The organism is Phycisphaeraceae bacterium, assembly GCA_019454185.1.
GTDB lineage: Bacteria > Planctomycetota > Phycisphaerae > Phycisphaerales > UBA1924 > JAHBWV01.
This window is the reverse complement of sequence record CP075368.1, coordinates 2,215,133-2,233,245: the sequence shown is the minus strand read 5'-3', so window position 1 is coordinate 2,233,245 and position 18,113 is coordinate 2,215,133. Positions and strand designations below refer to the sequence as shown.

The following is an 18,113-nucleotide window of genomic DNA, read 5'->3' as shown; positions in this document are numbered from 1 at the left end:
GGGGCGGTTCATCCTCACGCGACGCTCCTCGCTCCGGCGATTCGCCTCGCGGCTTGTGGAGTCTCTTGGATGGCCACGATCTTTCCGAAGTGGTTGAACATGGTTCCGACGCTGCTCGCCATGGGCGGCGGCGGCGCGACGATGGCTGTCGTTGTCGGCACGTGGTACTGGGCGACGCCCGATTACTTCGAGGTCGGCTACATGCCCACCCAGCCCGGCAGCGGCTTCAATCACCAGATTCACGCCGGCAAGCTCGGCATGGATTGCCGCTATTGCCACACCAAAGTTGAAGAATCAAACGAGGCGAACATCCCCGCTGTCGCCACGTGCATCGGGTGCCATGCCGAGGAACGTCTCGCTACGGCGTTTGATCCCGGTGAGAAAGTCGCGTTTATCCGCGAGGCCTACGCCAAGGACCACAGCGTCGAGTGGCGCAGGGTCCACAAGCTTCCTGACTACGTGCGAAACTTCCCCCACGCCGCGCACATCAACGCAGGCGTCTCCTGCTACTCGTGCCACGGCCAGATCACCGCGATGCCTGTGGTCTTTCAGGCCGAGGGGCTCGGCATGGGCTGGTGCCTCGACTGCCACCGGGGCGTCGAGAAGACCCCTGAGAAGTACCTCGTTCCGCCGGACAAGGTGACAAATCTCTTCTGGGTTGAGCAGCATCTGGCCACAGTCAAGAAGGGCGATGCGCAGGCACGCAAACTCCAAGAGCAACTTCGAGAGAGCCCGCCCCAGCACTGCGGCGCGTGCCACTACTGACCCCTCCCGCATCATCGTCCAGAGCGTTCTGTCATTGAAGTTCGAACACACGGCAAGTTGGAACGTCGAGCATGAGCCACGACCAGTGCCCATCCACCAAGGGAAAGTTGACTCCCGATGCAAACCGTCGCGAGCCGGACCGCGTCAACGCGGGGCTCGCAGGCGGCGCCAAGTACTGGCGTAGCGTCGAGGAGTTCGCCGACAGCGGCGAGTACCGCGACTTCCTTGAAAGAGAGTTTCCCGCCGGCGCGTCGGAACTCGACGCAGCATCGCGGCGCGACTTCATCAAGGTGATGGGCGCGTCGTTCGCCCTCGCGGGAGCCGCCACGATCCCCGGTTGCCGCCGTCCCGATCACAAGATCCTCGCCTATTCGCGCGAAGTGCCGGAAGATGTCATCCCCGGCAAGCCGCTCTATTACGCGACGAGCATGCCCCTCCCCGGCGGCGGAGCCGAGGGCCTCGTCGTCGAGACGCACGAGGGACGCCCGACGAAGATCGAGGGCAATCCGCTCCATCCGATCAACCGCGGCAAGGCCTCTGTCTGGTCGCTCGCGAGCATCTTGGGCCTCTACGACCCCGATCGCCTGAAGCAGCCCGCCTATCAGAATCCTGCACGAGGCCGTCTTCCCGCCTCGTGGGACGACTTCGCGACGTGGTCGAAGGACCATTTTGCAACCTATGCCTCGAACGGTGGCGAGGGGCTCGTCTTCCTCGCTGACAAGAAGTCCAGCCCGACACGCGACGCGATGCGCGACGCCGTCCTCAAGAAGTTCCCGAAGGCCGTCTGGTCCGCGTACGACGCGGGCGAGGCCGAGGGCTCATCGCGCGGCTCCGAGATCGCCTTCGGCAAGCCCGGGCGTGAGATCTTCACTCTCTCAAAGGCAAGGGTGATCCTCTCACTCGATCGCGATTTCGTCGAGCAGGAACCCGCCTCCCTTGTTCACGCACGCGAACTCGCGGCGACTCGCGCTGTCATGACGACCCACGATGAGATGAGCCGCGTCTACATGGTCGAGAGCGGCTTCTCCCACACCGGCTCCAACGCGGACCATCGACTCCGCGTCTCTCCCGCGCGAATCGGCGCGTACGCCATCGCGATCGCGAGGGCCGTCTGCCAGCGTCTGGGCCCCAGCGCCTCCGCGCTGGGCGCCGCCGTTGCGATGGCCACCTTCGAGCCCGGTCCCGATATCGATCAGAAGTTCATCGACGCAGTCGCGGACGACTTGGTGGATGGCGCAAACCGCGGCCGCTCCGCGATCATGGCCGGCGCGGCTCAGTCTCCCGCCGTCCACGCCATCGTGCACGGCCTCAACGCGCTGCTCGGGAACGTCGGCAACACCGTCGCCTACAGCCAGATGTCCGCGGAGGAGGCCTCCAGCTCGACCGCCTCTGTCGCGGCCGTCGCCGAGATGCTCGCGACCGGTCGTGCGACGACGCTTGTCATGCTCAACGTGAACCCGGCGTACGACGCGCCGGCCGATCTCGACTTCGCGGCCCGCATGGCGAAGGCGACGACGATCACGCTCTCCGTCGATGCCAACGAGACCGAGTCGATCTCCACGTGGTCGCTCAACGGAACGCACTACCTCGAATCATGGGGAGACACGATCGCCGCCGACGGCACGCTCTCACCCGTTCAGCCGATGATCGCGCCGCTCTACGCTCCGGCGCACTCGGACATCGAACTTCTCGCCATGATCGCGGGCCACTCGACGACAGACGGGTTCGAGATTGTGCGTGCCACGTGGAAGGGCGTGATGCCCGGTGACTTTGAGAAGTCATGGCGCCGCTCGCTCCATGACGGTGTCGCCCCGGTCTCGCCACGCAGCCCCGTAGCATGGGCCGCCAACATGGGCGCGATCGCTGAGGCCGCTCGCACGCTGGCCGTCGGCCCCGCGCCGACGAAGGACTCGCTCGACCTCGCGTTCACGACGTGCCGCATCTACGACGGCCGCTTCGCCAATCACGCGTGGCTCCAGGAACTGCCGGATGTCGGCACACGCGTCGTGTGGGACAATCCCGCACTTGTCAGCCCGGCGACCGCTCGTGCTCTCGGCGTTGAGCCCGTCGGCTACTCCGACAAAGACCCCTCACGCATCTACACCAAGCCCAAGTACCCGCACGCACAGATGGCGACTCTCGCCGTCGGCGGTCGCTCCATGCAGGTTCCCGTCTGGATTCTGCCGGGCATGGCCGACAACACCGTGCTCTTCCCGCTCGGCTACGGCCGGCGCGTGTGCGGCCACGTGGGCGGCAACGAGTCCGATCCTGTCGGCTTCGATGCCAACAAGGTCCGTGAGAGCAAGTCCGGACGCATCGTCCGCAATGTGCGCCTGACCAAATCAAGCGGCACACATCTCATCGCCAGCACGCAGAACCACTGGTCCATGGAGGGTCGCACCGCGATCGTCCGCAGCGTCGATCTGCCAGCTTGGAAGAAGTTCGGCGATCAGCCCCCGGTCTCCGAGCCCGATCACATCTACGCGGGCAAAGTGAAGGAGCTCTCTTTCGCGGAGAAGCTCGGTGAACTCAGCCACACCCCTCCGAACATCGGCATCTACGCCAACCCCTTCAATGATTCGCTTGTCGATCCCAAGCCAGGTGCTCGCTACTCGCGCGGGCCGCAGTGGGGCATGACGATCGACCTCTCCTCCTGCACCGGGTGCGGCGCGTGTACGATCGCGTGCCAGAGCGAGAACAACATCCCCGTCGTCGGCAAGAAAGAGACCGCCAAGGGCCGCGAGATGACGTGGATCCGCGTCGATCGCTACTTCATCGGCGACGACATCAACAGCCCCGAGGCGATGTACCACCAGCCCGTGGCCTGCGTCCACTGCGAGAACGCCCCCTGTGAGACAGTCTGCCCCGTGAACGCCACCGCGCACGGCACCGAGGGCACCAACGACATGGCCTACAACCGCTGCATCGGCACGCGGTACTGCGCCAACAACTGCCCCTACAAGGTCCGCCGCTTCAATTTCTTCGACTATGCCGTCACCAAGTTCAACGGCTCTTACTACGGCAAAGACCTCATGCCGGGCGGCGGTCCCAAGAACGTCAACCTCATCCCGCCTCGTCTCCGCCAGAAGCTCGACGAGATCTCTCGGATGAAGATGAACCCCGACGTCACGGTCCGCAGCCGCGGCGTCATGGAGAAGTGCTCCTACTGCATGCAGCGCATCAACGCCGCGCGCGTCGAGACGAAGCTCCAGGGCCTGCCGGGTATTCCGGACGGCTTCTTCCAGGTCGCCTGCCAGCAGGCATGCCCCTCGAACGCGATCACGTTCGGTGACATCCTCGACGAGTCGAGCAAGGTGAGCAAGGCGCGTCAGAACCAGCGTTCCTACATGCTGCTCGGATACCTCAACACACGCCCGCGCACCAGCCACATGGTCCGCGTCAGCAACCCCAACCCCAAGCTCCGCAAGCCCGTCGAGGATCCGTTCCACCACGGTCACGGTGATCACGGCCACGGCGACCATGGACACGATCACGACGGACACGCCGATGCCCATGGCAACGGACACGCCTTCTTCGATTCCCGCAAACGCAGCACCGATGACGGATACGCGCTCTCGCTCCGAGTCCTTGGCGCGAGTGCTGGAGTTCATGCATGACCACCCTGCACCCTGACGAAGCCAACGCCAGGCGACTCGCCGGTCTCAAGGCCGGCGCACTCATCGGCAATCCCGATACCGGTGACGGCACGCTGATCGATGACCCCGCAGTGCGAGCTCCACTCGTCCTCGGCGGCATGTCCTTCAACGATGTCACCGAGACGGTCTGCGGCTACGCCGAGAAGGGACCAGGCAAGTGGTGGCTCCCCGCCACACTCATGGCCGCGAGCGTCGCATCGCTCATCGGTCTGATGGTCGGCTACCTGATCATCACGGGCGTGGGCGTCTGGGGACTCACGAACCAGGTCGACTGGGCGTGGGACATCACCAACTTCGTCTTCTGGATCGGTATCGGCCACGCCGGCACCCTGATCTCCGCCATTCTCTGCCTGCTGAAGCAGAAGTGGCGCACCGCGGTGAATCGCTCCGCCGAGGCGATGACGATCTTCGCGGTGATCTGTGCGGGCATCTTCCCCGGCATCCACGTCGGTCGCGTGTGGATGGCGTGGATGCTCTTCCCGATCCCGAACTACAACTACATCTGGCCCAACTTCCGATCACCGCTCCTCTGGGACGTCTTCGCCGTCTCGACCTACGCCACAGTCTCGGCCCTCTTCTGGTACATGGGCATGATTCCCGACCTCGCCACGCTCCGCGATCGTGCGGATCGTCGCCTGCGTGAGGCGAAGGCCGGCGGTCCCGCTGCCCTCAAGGGCGACGGCATCCGCGCGTTCGTTTACGGGCTGCTCTCGATCGGATGGCGATTCAGCGGACGCCACTGGCACCGCTACGAGGCCGCGTACCTCATCCTCGCCGGCATCTCAACGCCACTGGTCCTCTCGGTCCACTCGATCGTCTCCTTCGACTTTGCCACCTCCATCCTCCCCGGATGGCACACCACCATCTTCCCGCCCTACTTCGTCGCGGGCGCGATCTTCGGCGGCTTTGCGATGGTCCTCTTCCTCCTCATCCCCGCGCGTGAGCTCTTCCCAGGGATGAAGAACCTCCTCACGCTCCGTCACCTCGAGAACATGGCCAAGATCCTCCTCCTCACCGGCTCCATGGTCGGCTTCGCCTACGCGATGGAGTTCTTCATCGCCTGGTACGGCGCAAACGACTACGAGAAGGAGGTCTTTATCAACCGCGCCACCGGCCCCTACTGGTGGGCCTACTGGACGATGATCTCCTGCAACGTCATCAGTCCCCAGCTCTTCTGGTTCCGAAGGTTCCGACAGAGCCCGCTCGTGATCTTCATCGTCTCCGTCTTCGTCACGATCGGCATGTGGTTCGAGCGATTCGTCATCATCGTCTCCTCGCTCCACCGCGCCTTCCTCCCCGGTGAGTGGCACATGTTCCACCCCACGCTCGTCGACATCCTCACCTTCGTGGGCTCGTGCGGCCTCTTCCTCACGCTCTTCCTCCTCTTCACACGCTTCCTCCCCATGTTCGCCATCGCCGAGCTCAAGGCCGTGATGCCCGAAGCCAGCCCTCACCACCACGGCGACTCACACGGAAAGGGAGCCCACTGAGATGAACCTGTCCCTTCCCTTTACGCTCAACGACATCGCGGACTACTTCCCGTTCCTGAAGCGCAAGCCCGGACGCTTCGTCACCCCCAGCGGTGCCGAGGTTCACGCGATCATCGCGCAGTTCGCGACACCCGCCGACGTCTACCACGCCGCCGAGAAGGTCCGCGACGCCGGTTACAAGCGGTGGGATGTCCACACCCCGTTCCCGATCCACGGTCTTGAAGAGGCGATGGGCATCAAACGCACCATCCTCCCGCTGATCGCCGGCTCTGTCGGCCTCGGCGGTGCTGCGGTCGGCTTCCTCCTCCAGCTCTTCATCAGCGTCGACTACAAGATTGTCGTCCAGGGCAAGCCGTTCACCGCGTGGGAACCCTTCACCCCCGTCACCTTCGAGCTCGGCATTCTGCACTGCGCCTTCGCGACGCTCATCGGTATGCTCGCGCTCAACGGGCTCCCCCGTTGGCACCACCCCATTTTCAACAGCAAACGCTTCCTCAAGTCCAGCGATGATGGTTTCTTCATCGCCATTGAGGCATCCGATGCCAAGTTCGAGCCCAATGCCGTCAAGACGCTCCTCGAGTCCGCGGGCGGCACGGGCATCGAACTCGTTGAGTCCTGATCGATCCATTCCCTCGCACGACCACGGCGAACACGCATGACCACGACACAACACACCACCCTCCGGCGCCCGCTCAGAGCGATCTCGCTCGGGCTCGCGCTCGCCATGGGAACGATCGCCCCCCTCAGCGGATGCCGGGGAGAGCGAAGCGACAACACGCCGCGCCAGTTCTTCCCAGATCTGGACGACCAGATGAAGTGGAAGCCCCAGGGCAAGAGCGAGTTCTTCGCCGACGGAAGGACCATGCGCCTCCCCGTTCCCGGAACCGTTGCCTTCGGCAGGACCTCTCAGGTCTCCGACCAGCCCTGGGCCGAGACATACATGACGCAGCGGGCCGCACTTCTCCGCGAGGACGACGCCTTCTTCCGCGGCGTCGACGAGAGCGGTGCTTACCTCGCCCGCATCCCGGTTGCTCCCTCGCGCGCCATGATCGAACGAGGGATGGAACGCTTCAATATCTACTGCTCTGCCTGCCACGGGTACGAGGGCGATGCCAAAGGAACCGTCGGCGCCCGCTGGTCCTACCCGGTTGCCAATTTCCACGATCCCAAGTACCGCGATGCCGCAGAGAACACCGGTAAAGACGGCTACCTCTTCCACGTCGTTCGCAACGGCGTCATAGGCGGCGATGGCAAGCAGAAGATGCCCGGATACGCCCATGCCCTGAACGAGCAGGACGCGTGGGCCGTTGTTGCCTATCTCCGTGCTCTCCAGAACGCCCGACTCGCCACGCTCGACGATGTTCCGACAACCGAGCGTGAGATCCTTCAACGCCAGCGTGCAAGCGCAGGGCAGACAGCCACAACCGCCGACGCGACCAGCCACTCGGCGACCAACGGAGGTGCCAAGTGAGCCACGCCGCCGTCGCCGGTCACGGCGACCATCATGGCCATGACGCCCATCACGGACCCGACCCCAAGGTCCTCCTCTCGCGTGAGAACATCTATCTCCCCGAGGGCGCGGGCAAGGGCGTCTCAACGATCCTCCTCGGTGTCGGCGCGGTCTGCATCGCGCTCACCGTCGCGGGAGCGGTTGTCCACGGACCCAAGCACGCCCTCGCGTCCTATCTCGTGGGTGTGATGGCGGTCATGGCGATGTCGCTCGGCGCGATGTTCTTCGTGATGTCCCAGCACCTGATCAACGCCGGCTGGTCGGTCACGATCCGTCGCCAGGCAGAGAACATCATGTCTCTGCTCCCCTTCGCCGTCGCGTTGCTCATCCCCTACCTGATCGCTCAGCTCGTCCTCCCCGACGACATGAAGCTGATCCAGTGGATGAGATCAGACATAAAGGGCGATTACCTGCTCCAGAAGAAGGCGGCGTACCTCAACGAGCCGTTCTTCGTCATCCGTTCGCTGCTCTACATCGGGATCTGGCTCTTCCTCTGCCAGCGTCTCTGGTCTCACAGTGTCGCACAGGATCGCACCGGCGACCGGACCGAGACCGTCAAGGCCCGTCGCATGTGCACGTGGGGCATGTTCGCCTTCGCGCTCTCCGTTGCGTTCGCCTCGTTCGACTGGCTGATGTCGCTCGACTTCCGCTTCTTCAGCACCATGTGGCCGGTCTACATCTTCGCCGGCTGCGCGTTCAGCTCCGTCGCCCTCATGGCCATCGTCATCGCCGTGCTCCGCACCATGGGCCGCCTCACCGGCGTCGTCACGCAGGAGCACTCGCACGACCTCGGCAAGCTCATGTTCTCGTTCTCCGTCTTCTGGGCGTACATCGCCTTCAGCCAGTACTTCCTCATCTGGTACAGCAACATCCCCGAGGAAACCGCCTACTACCTGCACCGTCGCGAGGGCGGCTGGGAAGTTCTCTCCGCGCTCCTCTGCTTCGGACACTTCGTTGTCCCCTTCCTCATCTTGATGCTCCGCAAGGTCAAGCAGTCTTCTCTCGCGCTCGCGGGCGTCGGCCTCTGGATGCTCCTGATGCACGTCCTCGACGTCTTCTGGATCGTCCGCCCCATGGTCTACGCGAACGCTCCGGCCGATACCTCCGCCAGCGGCGTCGCCGTCTGGCTCGACATCGTCGCCATTTCCGGCATCGTCGCCATCTACGCCGGGCTTCTGGTCAGAAAGGTCGCCTCGGGTGTTCTCATCCCGCTGAACGATCCCCGCCAGGACGAGGCCCTCGCGCACAAGAACTACGTCTGACGATTCAGATCCAAAGGACCTGCACGCCATGTCTCACGACAAGCCACAGCAACTCCCGCACGAGCACGCGAAGCCCGACGAGTGGCACACCCACACCGTGGCCGAGGGCGCGCCCCAGCGCGAGCACGGCGCGAAGGCCAATCCCGCGATCCTCGCCATCGTCACCGGTGGCTTCGTCATCACGGTCGTTCTGACCGTTCTTCTGAGCGCGCTCTACTTCTTCTCCTACATGACCCACCAACGCCAGATCAAGAAAGAGACCACAGTCCTCTCCGAGGAGTACCGGGCCTATCGGGCCCAGTCCGAGGCCTCGCTCAGCGGCTACGGGTGGTCCGATCCCGCCGCGGGGGCCGTCCGCATCCCGATCACAAAGGCCATCGATCAGGTCGTTCAGGACTACGCCGCGAATCGCAACTGATCCGTCACGTTCCCAGCACGCTCTCTCGAATCGCAATCCGTCGTCGCATCGAACTCAAGCATCGAATGAACCGCCCCCATGCACATCTCCGACGCCTGAGCCGAGCCGCGTGGCTCGTCTCTGCTGTCGTCGCGTGCCTCGTCGGGGCCGGTCGCGTCCACGCTCAGCTGCTTCTGCCCGAGGAGCCGGAGGTCGCGCAGGGTGCGGGCGTGATCGAGAAACTCGGCGAAACGATCTCGATGGAGCACGTTCTCGACGGCTGGGACGGCAAGCCCCACCAGATCAGCAAGTATTTCAACCAGGGTCACAAGCCCGTTGTTCTCGCGCTGATCTACTTCGATTGCCCGATCGTCTGCTCGCTCGTGATGAATCGGCTCGCCGACGCGATCGACGCGCTCGACGACTACACCGTCGGGTCCGATTTCAACGTCATGGTCGTCTCCTTCGATCCGACCGAGGGGCCGGCCGATGCCGCCAAGTGGCGATCAACGGCGCTTGTCGGCTATGACCGTGGCGTCACGCCCGAGGTCGAGGCCGGTTGGGGCTTCTTCACCGGTTCTTCGGCACAGGTCCGTCCACTCGCCGATTCCGTGGGCTTCCACTACAGCCGCATGCCCAACGGCGAGTTCGCGCATCCTACGGTCTTCATGGTGCTGACTGCAGACGGGCGCGTCGCCCGCTACATCCATGGATTCAACTACACGCCGCGGGACCTTAAGCTCGCCCTCCTCGAAGCCAGCGAGGGCAAGATCGCCAAGACTCTCGGCGACTGGATGATCCACAAGTGTTACCGCTACGACCCCTCTGCAGGGGCGTACACCCTTCAGGCCATGGCCCTCATGCGCATCGGTGGCGGCTTGTCCGTCCTCGCGGTGGGGGGGCTGGTGGCAGGTCTGTTCGTTCATGAGCGCCTGCGTCGGCGCCGCGCCACGGTCAATCGATCGGGCGATGCCGCAGCTCAGCCCTCTCGCGCGTCAATCGCTGGAGCGTCACGATGAATCCGATCACAACTACGCTCGCCGATGGTTTCTGGCACTGGCTCTGGTTCGGGTCTCCCGCCAAGAGCTCCAGCGCCGTCGCCCGAATCGGTGACGAGCTGTTCATGTACACCTTCTGGCTCTCCGTGGCGTGGTTCGTCTTCCTGATGGGACTGACGTTCTACTTCGTCGTGAAGTACCAGCGTCGGCCCGGCAAGAAGCTGACGCGCAGCCCCGCCCACAACACGCCTCTCGAGATCGCATGGACTGTCGTGCCGACTGTCTTCCTCGTCTATATCTTCTTCAAGGGCTTTTGGGGCTATGCCGACGCCATCGTCGCGCCCGCCAACGCCGAGGTCATCAACCTCAAGGCCCAGAAGTGGGCGTGGCGCATGACCTACCCCAACGGCGCAGAAAGCCCTGAGTCCATGCGATTCGTCTACACGGATGCCCAGGGGAATCAGGTCACATCCGCCCAGGAAGCACCCATCTTCGTCGTCCCCGCGGGCAAGCCCGTCCAGCTCCGCATGAGCAGCATGGACGTCATCCATTCCTTCTGGGTCCCCGACTTCCGTTCCAAGTTCGATATCTTCCCGAACCGTTACACCTCATACTGGTTCCAGGCGGATGAGCCCGGCGACCACGTCGTCTACTGCGCCGAGTACTGCGGCGACCTCCACTCTGAGATGTACGCGATCATCCGCGTCCTCCCTGAGCCCGAGTACCGCGCCAAGATCAACAGCTGGGCGATCCCCTGGGGAGATGGGCTCGCCGCTGTCGGCAAGGTCCTCTACACAACCAAGGGCTGCAGCGCGTGCCACTCCGTCGACGGCTCGCGCAACACCGGCCCAACCTGGAAGGGCATCTGGGGCAAAGAGCACGAGATGGAAGGCGGCGGGAAGGCCGTCGTCGATCCGAACTACATCAGAGAATCCATCCTCGTCCCCGGCGCGAAGATCGTCAAGGGCTACCCCAACCAGATGGTCTCCTACCAGGGCCAGTTGAACGACCGCGAACTCGATGCCCTCATCGCATACATCGAATCCCTCGGCGACAACCCGCCAGGACCCGGAGCCGGGTACGGGGAATCTGCCGAATCGAACTGATCCTCTCCCACACATCCATGACTTTGATCGATCCATGAACACAGACGCCCCGGCATCATCCGAGGCGAGCCAGCAGAGGCGAAAGCCATGACCACACTCCACGGCGAAATTCCAGGCGCACACGGCTCCCACGGCGGGCACGACCACCATGACGGGAGTTACCTCGACCGCAAGGGCGGCATGGTCTCCACGATCATCGATTGGGCGACCACCATCGACCACAAGAAGATCGGCGTCATGTACCTCGTCGCGGTCCTGACGATGTTCTTCATCGGCGGCATCGCCGCCATGCTGATCCGCTACGAACTCTTCCAGCCCGTGCGCATCCAGACCGTCGGCGAGATGGCCGGAAAGGCAACCGGCACCGACTTGGCCACGCTCTTCGGTCAGAAGGACATGAGCGTCGCTCAGGCCGACAACATCTACAACCGCGTCATGACCCTGCACGGCGCGGTCATGGTCTTCATGTTCATCGTCCCCGGCATCCCCGCCTCGCTCGGCAACTTCCTCCTCCCGCTCATGCTCGGTGCCAAGGACGTCGCCTTCCCGCGATTGAACCTCGCCTCGTGGTACGTCTACGTCTTTGGCTCGATATTCGGCATCCTCGCGATCGTGATGGGAGGCGTCGACACCGGCTGGACCTTCTACACGCCCTATTCATCCTCGCACGCCGACCCAGGTCACTGGCGCGTGGTCTTCATGATCCTCGCGGCGTTCATCCTCGGCTTCTCCTCCATCTTCACCGGCCTGAACTTCATCGTCACCGTCCACAAGCTCCGCGCCCCGGGGCTTGGCTGGTTCGACCTGCCCCTCTTCGTCTGGGCCATGTACTCAACCTCCATCATCCAGGTCCTCGCGACACCCGTCATCGGCATCACGCTCCTGCTTCTGGTCTTTGAGCGGCTCTTCCACGTCGGCATCTTCGACCCAGCCCTCGGCGGCGATCCCGTCCTCTTCCAGCACTTCTTCTGGTTCTACTCCCACCCCGTTGTCTATGTGATGATCCTCCCGGGCATGGGCATCATCTCCGAGTGCATCGCGGTCCACAGCCGCAAGCAGATCTTCGGCTACAAGGCCATCGCTTTCTCCTCTCTCTCCATCGCCGCGATCTCCTTCCTCGTCTGGGGCCATCACCTCTTCACGTCCGAGGGTGAACTGGCCGCGACGATCTTCTCGGCTCTCACCTTCCTCGTCGCGATCCCCACCGCCGTCAAGGTCTTCAACTGGATCGGCACGCTCTACAAGGGATCCATCCAGATCAACACGCCGATGCTCTACACGCTCTTCTTCCTCTTCACCTTCTCGATCGGCGGCCTGACAGGGCTCCCCCTCGGCGCCCTCGCCACCGACCTCCACCTCCACGACTCTTACTTCGTCGTAGCCCACTTCCACTACGTCATGATGGGCGGCACGGTCATCGCCTTCCTCGCCGGCATCCACCACTGGTGGCCCAAGATGTTCGGACGCATGTACAACGAACGCTGGTCCATGTTCGCCTGCGTCCTCGTCTTCATCGGCTTCAACACGACGTTCTTCACCCAGTTCTTCCTCGGCACACGCGGCATGCCCCGTCGGTATGCCTCATACCCCGACGAGTTCCAGACCCTCCACCAGATCTCCTCGATCGGTGCCGCGATCCTGCTGATCGGCTTCCTCGTCCACCTCGCCGTGCTGGTCGGCTCGCTCTTCGCCGGCAAGAAGGCGCCCGCCAATCCATGGGGCGGCCTCACCTTCGAGTGGGAGGCCGACAGTCCGCCCACAACCCACAACTTCCACCACGAGCCGATCGCCAAGCATGGTCCCTACGCCTTTGACGACGTGGTGCCCCCGCACTGCGATCCGAAGGACTATCCCCTCGCCGATCCGCTTCCCCCTGGCGCCAAAGCACACTGACCCCGAGAACCCACGGATTCAATCCGTGGGTTTCTGACTCGCCCATCACCCGGAGCCCCGCCACAAGGCCTGCCCCCGGAGTTCAACCAGATGACCACACTCGACATCAACAGCGGTGGAAGCGGCGCAGACGGACGCCCATACCACGAGACCTACAAGCCCGCCTCGCACTTCCGCTCGAAGGATGAGGAGTTCGACGCCGTCAAGATCGGCATGTGGCTCTTCCTTGCCACCGAAGTCCTCCTCTTCGCGGGGCTCTTCGTCGGTTACGCCATCTTCCGAATGATGCACCCCGAGGCGTTCCGCAACGGATCGCACTACCTCGACTGGAAGTGGGGCTGCCTCAACACCATCGTGCTCCTCTTCTCATCCTGGACGATCGCGACCGCCATCGGCAACGCCCAGCGCAACGAGCAGAAGGCCCTCCGAAGGAACCTCCTCCTCACCATCGCCTGCGCCCTCCTCTTTGTCGGCATCAAGTTCACCTTCGAGTACACGCCCAAGTGGTCCGGATGGTTCTTCAAGTTCGATCCCGCACTCTCGCACTATGAAGCGAGCGGACAGACCGCTCTCGGCGGCATGTTCGAGTACGTCGAGGGCTACGGCGGCAAGCGTCCCGGCTCCCTCTTCGACTATCCCTTCGCGGACAACCCCTACGAGCCCATGTGGTGGAGCATTTATTACTGCGCCACCGGCATCCACGCCACCCACGTCTTGATCGGTGTCGGCCTCATCTTCTGGCTCTACCTCCGGGCTCGCAAGCTCCACTTCGGCCCGGGCCACTACAACGCCGTCGAGATCGTCGGCCTCTACTGGCACATCGTCGATCTCATCTGGATCTTCCTCTTCCCACTCCTCTACCTCGTCCACTAACGCCCGCGACCTTCCGCCGCCCGTCGTCCGCCCGATCAATCGCCCTCGATCAGGACCAGCACCATGTCTTACGGACACGCACCCCACGCCGAACGCTCCGACGGACTCGCCTTCGATCCCACGGATCCCCACGGCGCAACCCATCACGAGCACGTCATCATCCCCAAGCGCACGCTCATGAACGTGCTGCTCGCCCTGCTCTTCTTCACCGTTCTCACGGTCGGGCTCTCCCGCGCCGAGGTCTGGGCCGCAGACTACTTCAAGGTCGAGATTCCTCAGTGGGTCAACGTCGCCGTCGCCATGAGCATCGCAACGATCAAGGGGCTCCTCGTCCTCCTCTTCTTCATGCAGCTCAAGTACGACAACAAACTCAACGCCATCATCTTCGCGAACTGCCTCTTCGCCGTCGGCCTCTTTCTCTTCTTCTCCATGATCGATCTTGGCAGTCGCGGCGTCGTCTACGATTGGAAAAAGGGTGAGATCGCCGTCGGCGGCACCGGAGGCGTCAGCCGAGGCAGCGGCGACGCGAAAGAGACCGTCACCGGCGGCGTCGTGAAGTTCGCCAAAGAGAAGTACCTCGCCGAGTGGGGCCCCGAGAAGTACGAGCGCATCAAGGCCTCGGTCAAGCACAAGCACGACCACCACGCCGATGCCAGCACCCCGAACGCAAGTCGCACCGTAAAGGGTCACACCGGTGCGCTCTCGACCTCCGCTCCCGCAAAGGGCGACCACCACGGTCACGACAAGCCAGGCGGCCACTGATCTCCCGCCCTGCCCGCTCAGACGCGACCAGACACATGGCGCCGATCTCTCAAACCAGCATCCGCCACATCGCTCGCACGGGCGGTGCCATCTCCGCCGTGCTGCTCGCGGTCTCATGCTGGTTCATGGCTGCAAAGGTCAACAACGCAGTCTCCGGCAAGATTCGCCCGGTCTTCATGCCCGTGAAGGATCAGTCCTTCTACTTCGCCGATCGTGATGTCGCATTCGAGTTCCAGCCCGATCCGACCGTGGATAATGAACCGAGCGGTCCCGGCTCCATCGTCGTTACATATGGCGATCAGTCTCTCCCCTTGAGGGTGCTGATACCTCCCAGCGAAGCGATGAGCCAGATCCCTTTGATGCGTGCCCACGCCGACTGGATGCAGGTGCTCCGTTTCACAGAGGGCACCGCCGCCGAACTCCAACGAGTCAACAACGAGATCGCCAAGGGCAATCTTCCGGATCGACTCGTGATCGTCACACGCATCCCGCCGCAGGGCGTCGACCCGCGAACGTGGGGGCAGGTCTGGCGGAAAGAGTGGGCCTTTGCCTTCTATGAGTTCCTGCCCGAGGGGGGCTTCCGCAAGGAGCAACTCGCCTTCCCCACCTCCAAACGTTACCAACCCAACAAGGCCGGAGAGCTCGTCGAGGGCACGTGGCAGTTCGGCGCGGCACTCATGGTCATGCCCAAGGGCACCGTTCCCTCACCGCGCTTCGCCGACGATGGCCTTCGCGCCATGGGATGGACTCTCCCCGGCGCGACCATCGGTGCCTCTGGACTCACGCTGAGCATCATCGCTCTCGCCGCCTCCCGCGTTCGCCGCCGACCCGCGGCGTAGGTCGGCTCTCCGAGGATTCGTGGCCTCCGGGTGCCCTCTCCTCGACGATGCAACTCCCATCCGCGCAAGAAAGAGGTCCGCCCCGTATGGAGCGGACCTCGTTGCATTCATGCCTTGACGCCTTGGTGCCTCACTTGGTCGGATCCAACTGGCGCGTCGGAACCGGGTCGCGATCAGGCGACGCGCTCCCGCCGGAAGGCGAAGCCGACGAGCTGATCCCCGCCGTGCTGTTCCGCAGATAAATCTCCACGCGCCGGTTCGCAGGGGTGTTGCCGTTCGCGGCATTCGGTACCGCAGGACGGAACTCGCCCCAGCCGGAAACCTTCAGGCGATCCGCCGGCACGCCCATGCTCCCGAGCACCGCACGCACCGAAATCGCCCGATGCGCGGAAAGGTGCATGTTCGTCGGGTGACGAGATGCCGTCGATGCGCTGATCCGCTGCGAATCCGTGTGCCCGAGGATCTCCGCCTCGTAATTCAGAGCAGAGCTCGAATTCAACACCCGGGCGAACGCATCCAGGGCCTGCCGCGCGCTGTCCTTCACAACGTCCGAACCCGAATCAAACGTCAGGTCCGCGTTGAACCGGATCATGCCAAGGGCAGGGTCGTACGACATCAGGTTCGGGTACTGCGCCACCAGCGCCTGCAACGCCGCGTCCGTCGTCGGGTCGAGCGCGATCCCGCTCAAACCCTGCAGGCGGCTGCCGAACCGGTTCAACTCGTCCTGCTGCTGCTTCGTCAAAGCCGCAAGGTCGCCGTTCGCCGCACGCAACGCCGCAAGCGCCGCATCCAGACTCTGACGCTCGTTCGTCAGCATCCGGTTCGTGGCCTCGAGCTCGCTCGCCCGACGCGCCAACTCCGCGTTCCTGTTCTCGAGCGAGACATTCGTCTGGCGAAGCTCGTCATACGCCTGCTGGCTGACGCACCCTGAAAGGCCGGCGCCCGCGAGCGAGACCAGAGCAAGTGCGTAGATCCGATTGCGTCGATTCGTCATGGTTCGATCCCTCGGGCCAAAGGCCTATCCGTGCAGTGATTCAGGTGCCGCAACCGACGCCACCAGCGTCCGCGCGGCCTCGCGCAATGCAACCGAGCCGCGCCATGCGCGTCGGTACACATCTATCGTACACCCCGGGTTTCCGCCATGAATCCCCCCGCGTCGCGAGAGCACGCCCAACCCCTGATCATCATCGCCCGTGCCGCCGCCGATGCGCGCGGGCACTGGTCCCATCGCACCGGTCCCATCGCGCTCCTCCTCGACCATACCCGAGGCAGAGTCCTGAGCATCACCCCCGCCTCCGAACTCCCCCCGGAACTCTGTCGCAGTAACATCCCGACTATCGAACGCAGCGACGCCGTTCTCCTTCCCGGCCTCGTGAACGCTCACACCCACCTCGATCTGACGGACATCGGCCCGCGCCCCCATGATCCGGCCAACGGCTTCATGCCCTGGATCGACATGGTCCGGCGCGAACGACCCACGGACGATGCCGCCATCGCCGCCGCAGTCCGTCGCGGCATCTCCCTCTCCCTCGCCGGCGGAACCGCGGCAGTGGGGGACATCGCCGGTGCGCCACGCGCCACGCCCTCCACAATCCCCTTCCAAACCCTCGCCGAATCGTCAATCGCGTCCGTCTCCTATATCGAGTTCTTCGCGATCGGCAATGGGCTTCAACGCGGCATGGAGGCAATGACCAATACCGCGCTACCCGCCCTCGGACGCTCTGTCGCTGCGCGGTACGAACGCGGCGAAGCCGCCGTGTCGGCCCGCTTCGGGCTCCAACCCCACGCGCCGAACACCGTCGCCCTCGCTGGGTATCAGCACGCACTCGAAATGGCCGGGCCCCCACGCAACTTCCCTGTCTGCACGCACCTTGCAGAGTCACCCGAAGAGCGTGAGTTCATCGCCCGAGCCCGCGGCCCGCAACGCGACCTCCTCGAATCGCTCGGCCTCTGGAACGACGCCGTCGCCGCCGAGATAGGCCGAGGCCTCTCACCCATCGAGTACCTCTCACCGGTCCTCGAATCGGCGCGCCGCCAGTGGACCCCCTTCACCGTCGTCCACTGCAACGACGTCACCGATGCCGACCTCGACATCCTCGCCCGCACTGGCACGCGCGTTGTCTACTGCCCGCGGGCTTCTGACTACTTCGGGGCTCCCGCCCGTCTCGGACCTCACCGCTATCGCGACATGCTCGCCCGCGGCATTCCGGTCGCGCTCGGCACAGATTCCATCATCAATCTCCCGGCCCACACCGCGGACCCCCAATCCGGATCGATTTCCATCCTCGACGAGATGCGCTACATCCACAGACGCGACGCGACCGAACCCGCAACACTCCTCACCATGGCCACTCTCCACGGCGCATCCGCCCTGGACGCATCTCCCACCGACTTCCTCCTGACCCCCGGCTCGACGCCGCTCGGCATCATCGCTGTCGATGTATCCAGGCCACAATCCACGTCGAATGCCGATGATCCCCTGTCGTGGGTCCTCTCTGCCGATTCATGCCCAAATTGGCTTTGGACAAGAAAAAATACGGTCTGACAAGAATAAGATCGACT

Annotated in this window: 15 protein-coding genes; 14 read left to right on the top strand and 1 reads right to left on the bottom strand. The window is 63.8% G+C overall.

Features of this window, described 5'->3' with window-relative positions; translation table 11 throughout:
* Positions 1 to 69: 69 nt before the first annotated feature.
* The 13 genes from KF838_09570 to KF838_09510 all read left to right on the top strand — a co-directional run bounded on the left by KF838_09570 (position 70) and on the right by KF838_09510 (position 15,551).
* Positions 70 to 765: a cytochrome c3 family protein gene (locus KF838_09570; GenBank protein ID QYK47033.1), complete on the top strand. Its 696-nt coding sequence runs from the start codon at positions 70 to 72 to the stop codon at positions 763 to 765.
* A gap of 71 nt (positions 766 to 836) precedes the next feature.
* The gene (locus KF838_09565) at positions 837 to 4,382 is read left to right on the top strand and encodes a TAT-variant-translocated molybdopterin oxidoreductase (GenBank protein ID QYK47032.1); all 3,546 of its coding nucleotides are present in this window, start codon (positions 837 to 839) and stop codon (positions 4,380 to 4,382) included.
* Positions 4,379 to 5,911 carry a polysulfide reductase NrfD gene (nrfD, locus tag KF838_09560; protein ID QYK47031.1) on the top strand — a complete coding sequence of 511 codons (1,533 nt, stop codon included), beginning with the start codon at positions 4,379 to 4,381 and terminating at the stop codon, positions 5,909 to 5,911. Before KF838_09565 ends, nrfD begins: the two co-directional genes overlap by 4 nt.
* Position 5,912: 1 nt before the next feature.
* Positions 5,913 to 6,530, top strand: coding sequence for a DUF3341 domain-containing protein (locus KF838_09555; protein ID QYK47030.1), 618 nt, complete (start codon positions 5,913 to 5,915; stop codon positions 6,528 to 6,530).
* A gap of 36 nt (positions 6,531 to 6,566) precedes the next feature.
* Positions 6,567 to 7,382: a cytochrome c gene (locus KF838_09550; protein QYK47029.1), complete on the top strand. Its 816-nt coding sequence runs from the start codon at positions 6,567 to 6,569 to the stop codon at positions 7,380 to 7,382.
* Entirely contained in the window at positions 7,379 to 8,683 is a 1,305-nt protein-coding gene (locus KF838_09545; protein ID QYK47028.1) for a hypothetical protein, read from the top strand. The genes KF838_09550 and KF838_09545 overlap by 4 nt, the downstream gene beginning before the upstream one ends.
* Before the next feature lie 28 nt (positions 8,684 to 8,711).
* Complete coding sequence (locus KF838_09540; protein ID QYK47027.1) at positions 8,712 to 9,101, top strand: hypothetical protein; 390 nt, start codon at positions 8,712 to 8,714, stop codon at positions 9,099 to 9,101.
* 65 nt (positions 9,102 to 9,166) lie between these two features.
* On the top strand, positions 9,167 to 10,099 hold the full coding sequence (locus KF838_09535; protein QYK47026.1) for an SCO family protein: 933 nt from the start codon (positions 9,167 to 9,169) through the stop codon (positions 10,097 to 10,099).
* Entirely contained in the window at positions 10,096 to 11,184 is a 1,089-nt protein-coding gene (locus KF838_09530; GenBank protein QYK47025.1) for a cytochrome c oxidase subunit II, read from the top strand. The genes KF838_09535 and KF838_09530 overlap by 4 nt, the downstream gene beginning before the upstream one ends.
* An 87-nt stretch (positions 11,185 to 11,271) precedes the next feature.
* Entirely contained in the window at positions 11,272 to 13,077 is a 1,806-nt protein-coding gene (locus tag KF838_09525; protein QYK47024.1) for a cbb3-type cytochrome c oxidase subunit I, read from the top strand.
* Between the two features lie 90 nt (positions 13,078 to 13,167).
* Positions 13,168 to 13,950, top strand: a complete 783-nt coding sequence (locus KF838_09520) for a cytochrome c oxidase subunit 3 family protein (protein QYK47023.1) — start codon at positions 13,168 to 13,170, stop codon at positions 13,948 to 13,950.
* A 63-nt stretch (positions 13,951 to 14,013) separates the two neighbouring features.
* The gene (locus tag KF838_09515) at positions 14,014 to 14,712 is read left to right on the top strand and encodes a cytochrome C oxidase subunit IV family protein (GenBank protein ID QYK47022.1); all 699 of its coding nucleotides are present in this window, start codon (positions 14,014 to 14,016) and stop codon (positions 14,710 to 14,712) included.
* Between the two features lie 35 nt (positions 14,713 to 14,747).
* Complete coding sequence (locus tag KF838_09510; GenBank protein QYK47021.1) at positions 14,748 to 15,551, top strand: hypothetical protein; 804 nt, start codon at positions 14,748 to 14,750, stop codon at positions 15,549 to 15,551.
* Between the two features lie 130 nt (positions 15,552 to 15,681).
* Here the strand turns inward: KF838_09510 and KF838_09505 are convergent, their stop codons facing one another.
* Positions 15,682 to 16,545, bottom strand: a complete 864-nt coding sequence (locus tag KF838_09505) for an OmpA family protein (protein QYK47020.1) — start codon at positions 16,543 to 16,545, stop codon at positions 15,682 to 15,684.
* Positions 16,546 to 16,692: 147 nt separating this feature from the next.
* On the opposite strand from KF838_09505, the gene KF838_09500 reads away from it, so the two are divergent.
* The gene (locus KF838_09500; GenBank protein ID QYK47019.1) at positions 16,693 to 18,096 is read left to right on the top strand and encodes an amidohydrolase family protein; all 1,404 of its coding nucleotides are present in this window, start codon (positions 16,693 to 16,695) and stop codon (positions 18,094 to 18,096) included.
* Positions 18,097 to 18,113: the final 17 nt, after the last annotated feature.

Coding starts and splice junctions, on each gene's coding strand:
- KF838_09570 (QYK47033.1), top strand. CDS start 70: ATGGCCACGATCTTTCCGAAGTGGTTGAACATGGTTCCGACGCTGCTC.
- KF838_09565 (QYK47032.1), top strand. CDS start 837: ATGAGCCACGACCAGTGCCCATCCACCAAGGGAAAGTTGACTCCCGAT.
- nrfD (QYK47031.1), top strand. CDS start 4,379: ATGACCACCCTGCACCCTGACGAAGCCAACGCCAGGCGACTCGCCGGT.
- KF838_09555 (QYK47030.1), top strand. CDS start 5,913: ATGAACCTGTCCCTTCCCTTTACGCTCAACGACATCGCGGACTACTTC.
- KF838_09550 (QYK47029.1), top strand. CDS start 6,567: ATGACCACGACACAACACACCACCCTCCGGCGCCCGCTCAGAGCGATC.
- KF838_09540 (QYK47027.1), top strand. CDS start 8,712: ATGTCTCACGACAAGCCACAGCAACTCCCGCACGAGCACGCGAAGCCC.
- KF838_09535 (QYK47026.1), top strand. CDS start 9,167: ATGAACCGCCCCCATGCACATCTCCGACGCCTGAGCCGAGCCGCGTGG.
- KF838_09530 (QYK47025.1), top strand. CDS start 10,096: ATGAATCCGATCACAACTACGCTCGCCGATGGTTTCTGGCACTGGCTC.
- KF838_09525 (QYK47024.1), top strand. CDS start 11,272: ATGACCACACTCCACGGCGAAATTCCAGGCGCACACGGCTCCCACGGC.
- KF838_09520 (QYK47023.1), top strand. CDS start 13,168: ATGACCACACTCGACATCAACAGCGGTGGAAGCGGCGCAGACGGACGC.
- KF838_09515 (QYK47022.1), top strand. CDS start 14,014: ATGTCTTACGGACACGCACCCCACGCCGAACGCTCCGACGGACTCGCC.
- KF838_09510 (QYK47021.1), top strand. CDS start 14,748: ATGGCGCCGATCTCTCAAACCAGCATCCGCCACATCGCTCGCACGGGC.
- KF838_09505 (QYK47020.1), bottom strand. CDS start 16,545: ATGACGAATCGACGCAATCGGATCTACGCACTTGCTCTGGTCTCGCTC.
- KF838_09500 (QYK47019.1), top strand. CDS start 16,693: ATGAATCCCCCCGCGTCGCGAGAGCACGCCCAACCCCTGATCATCATC.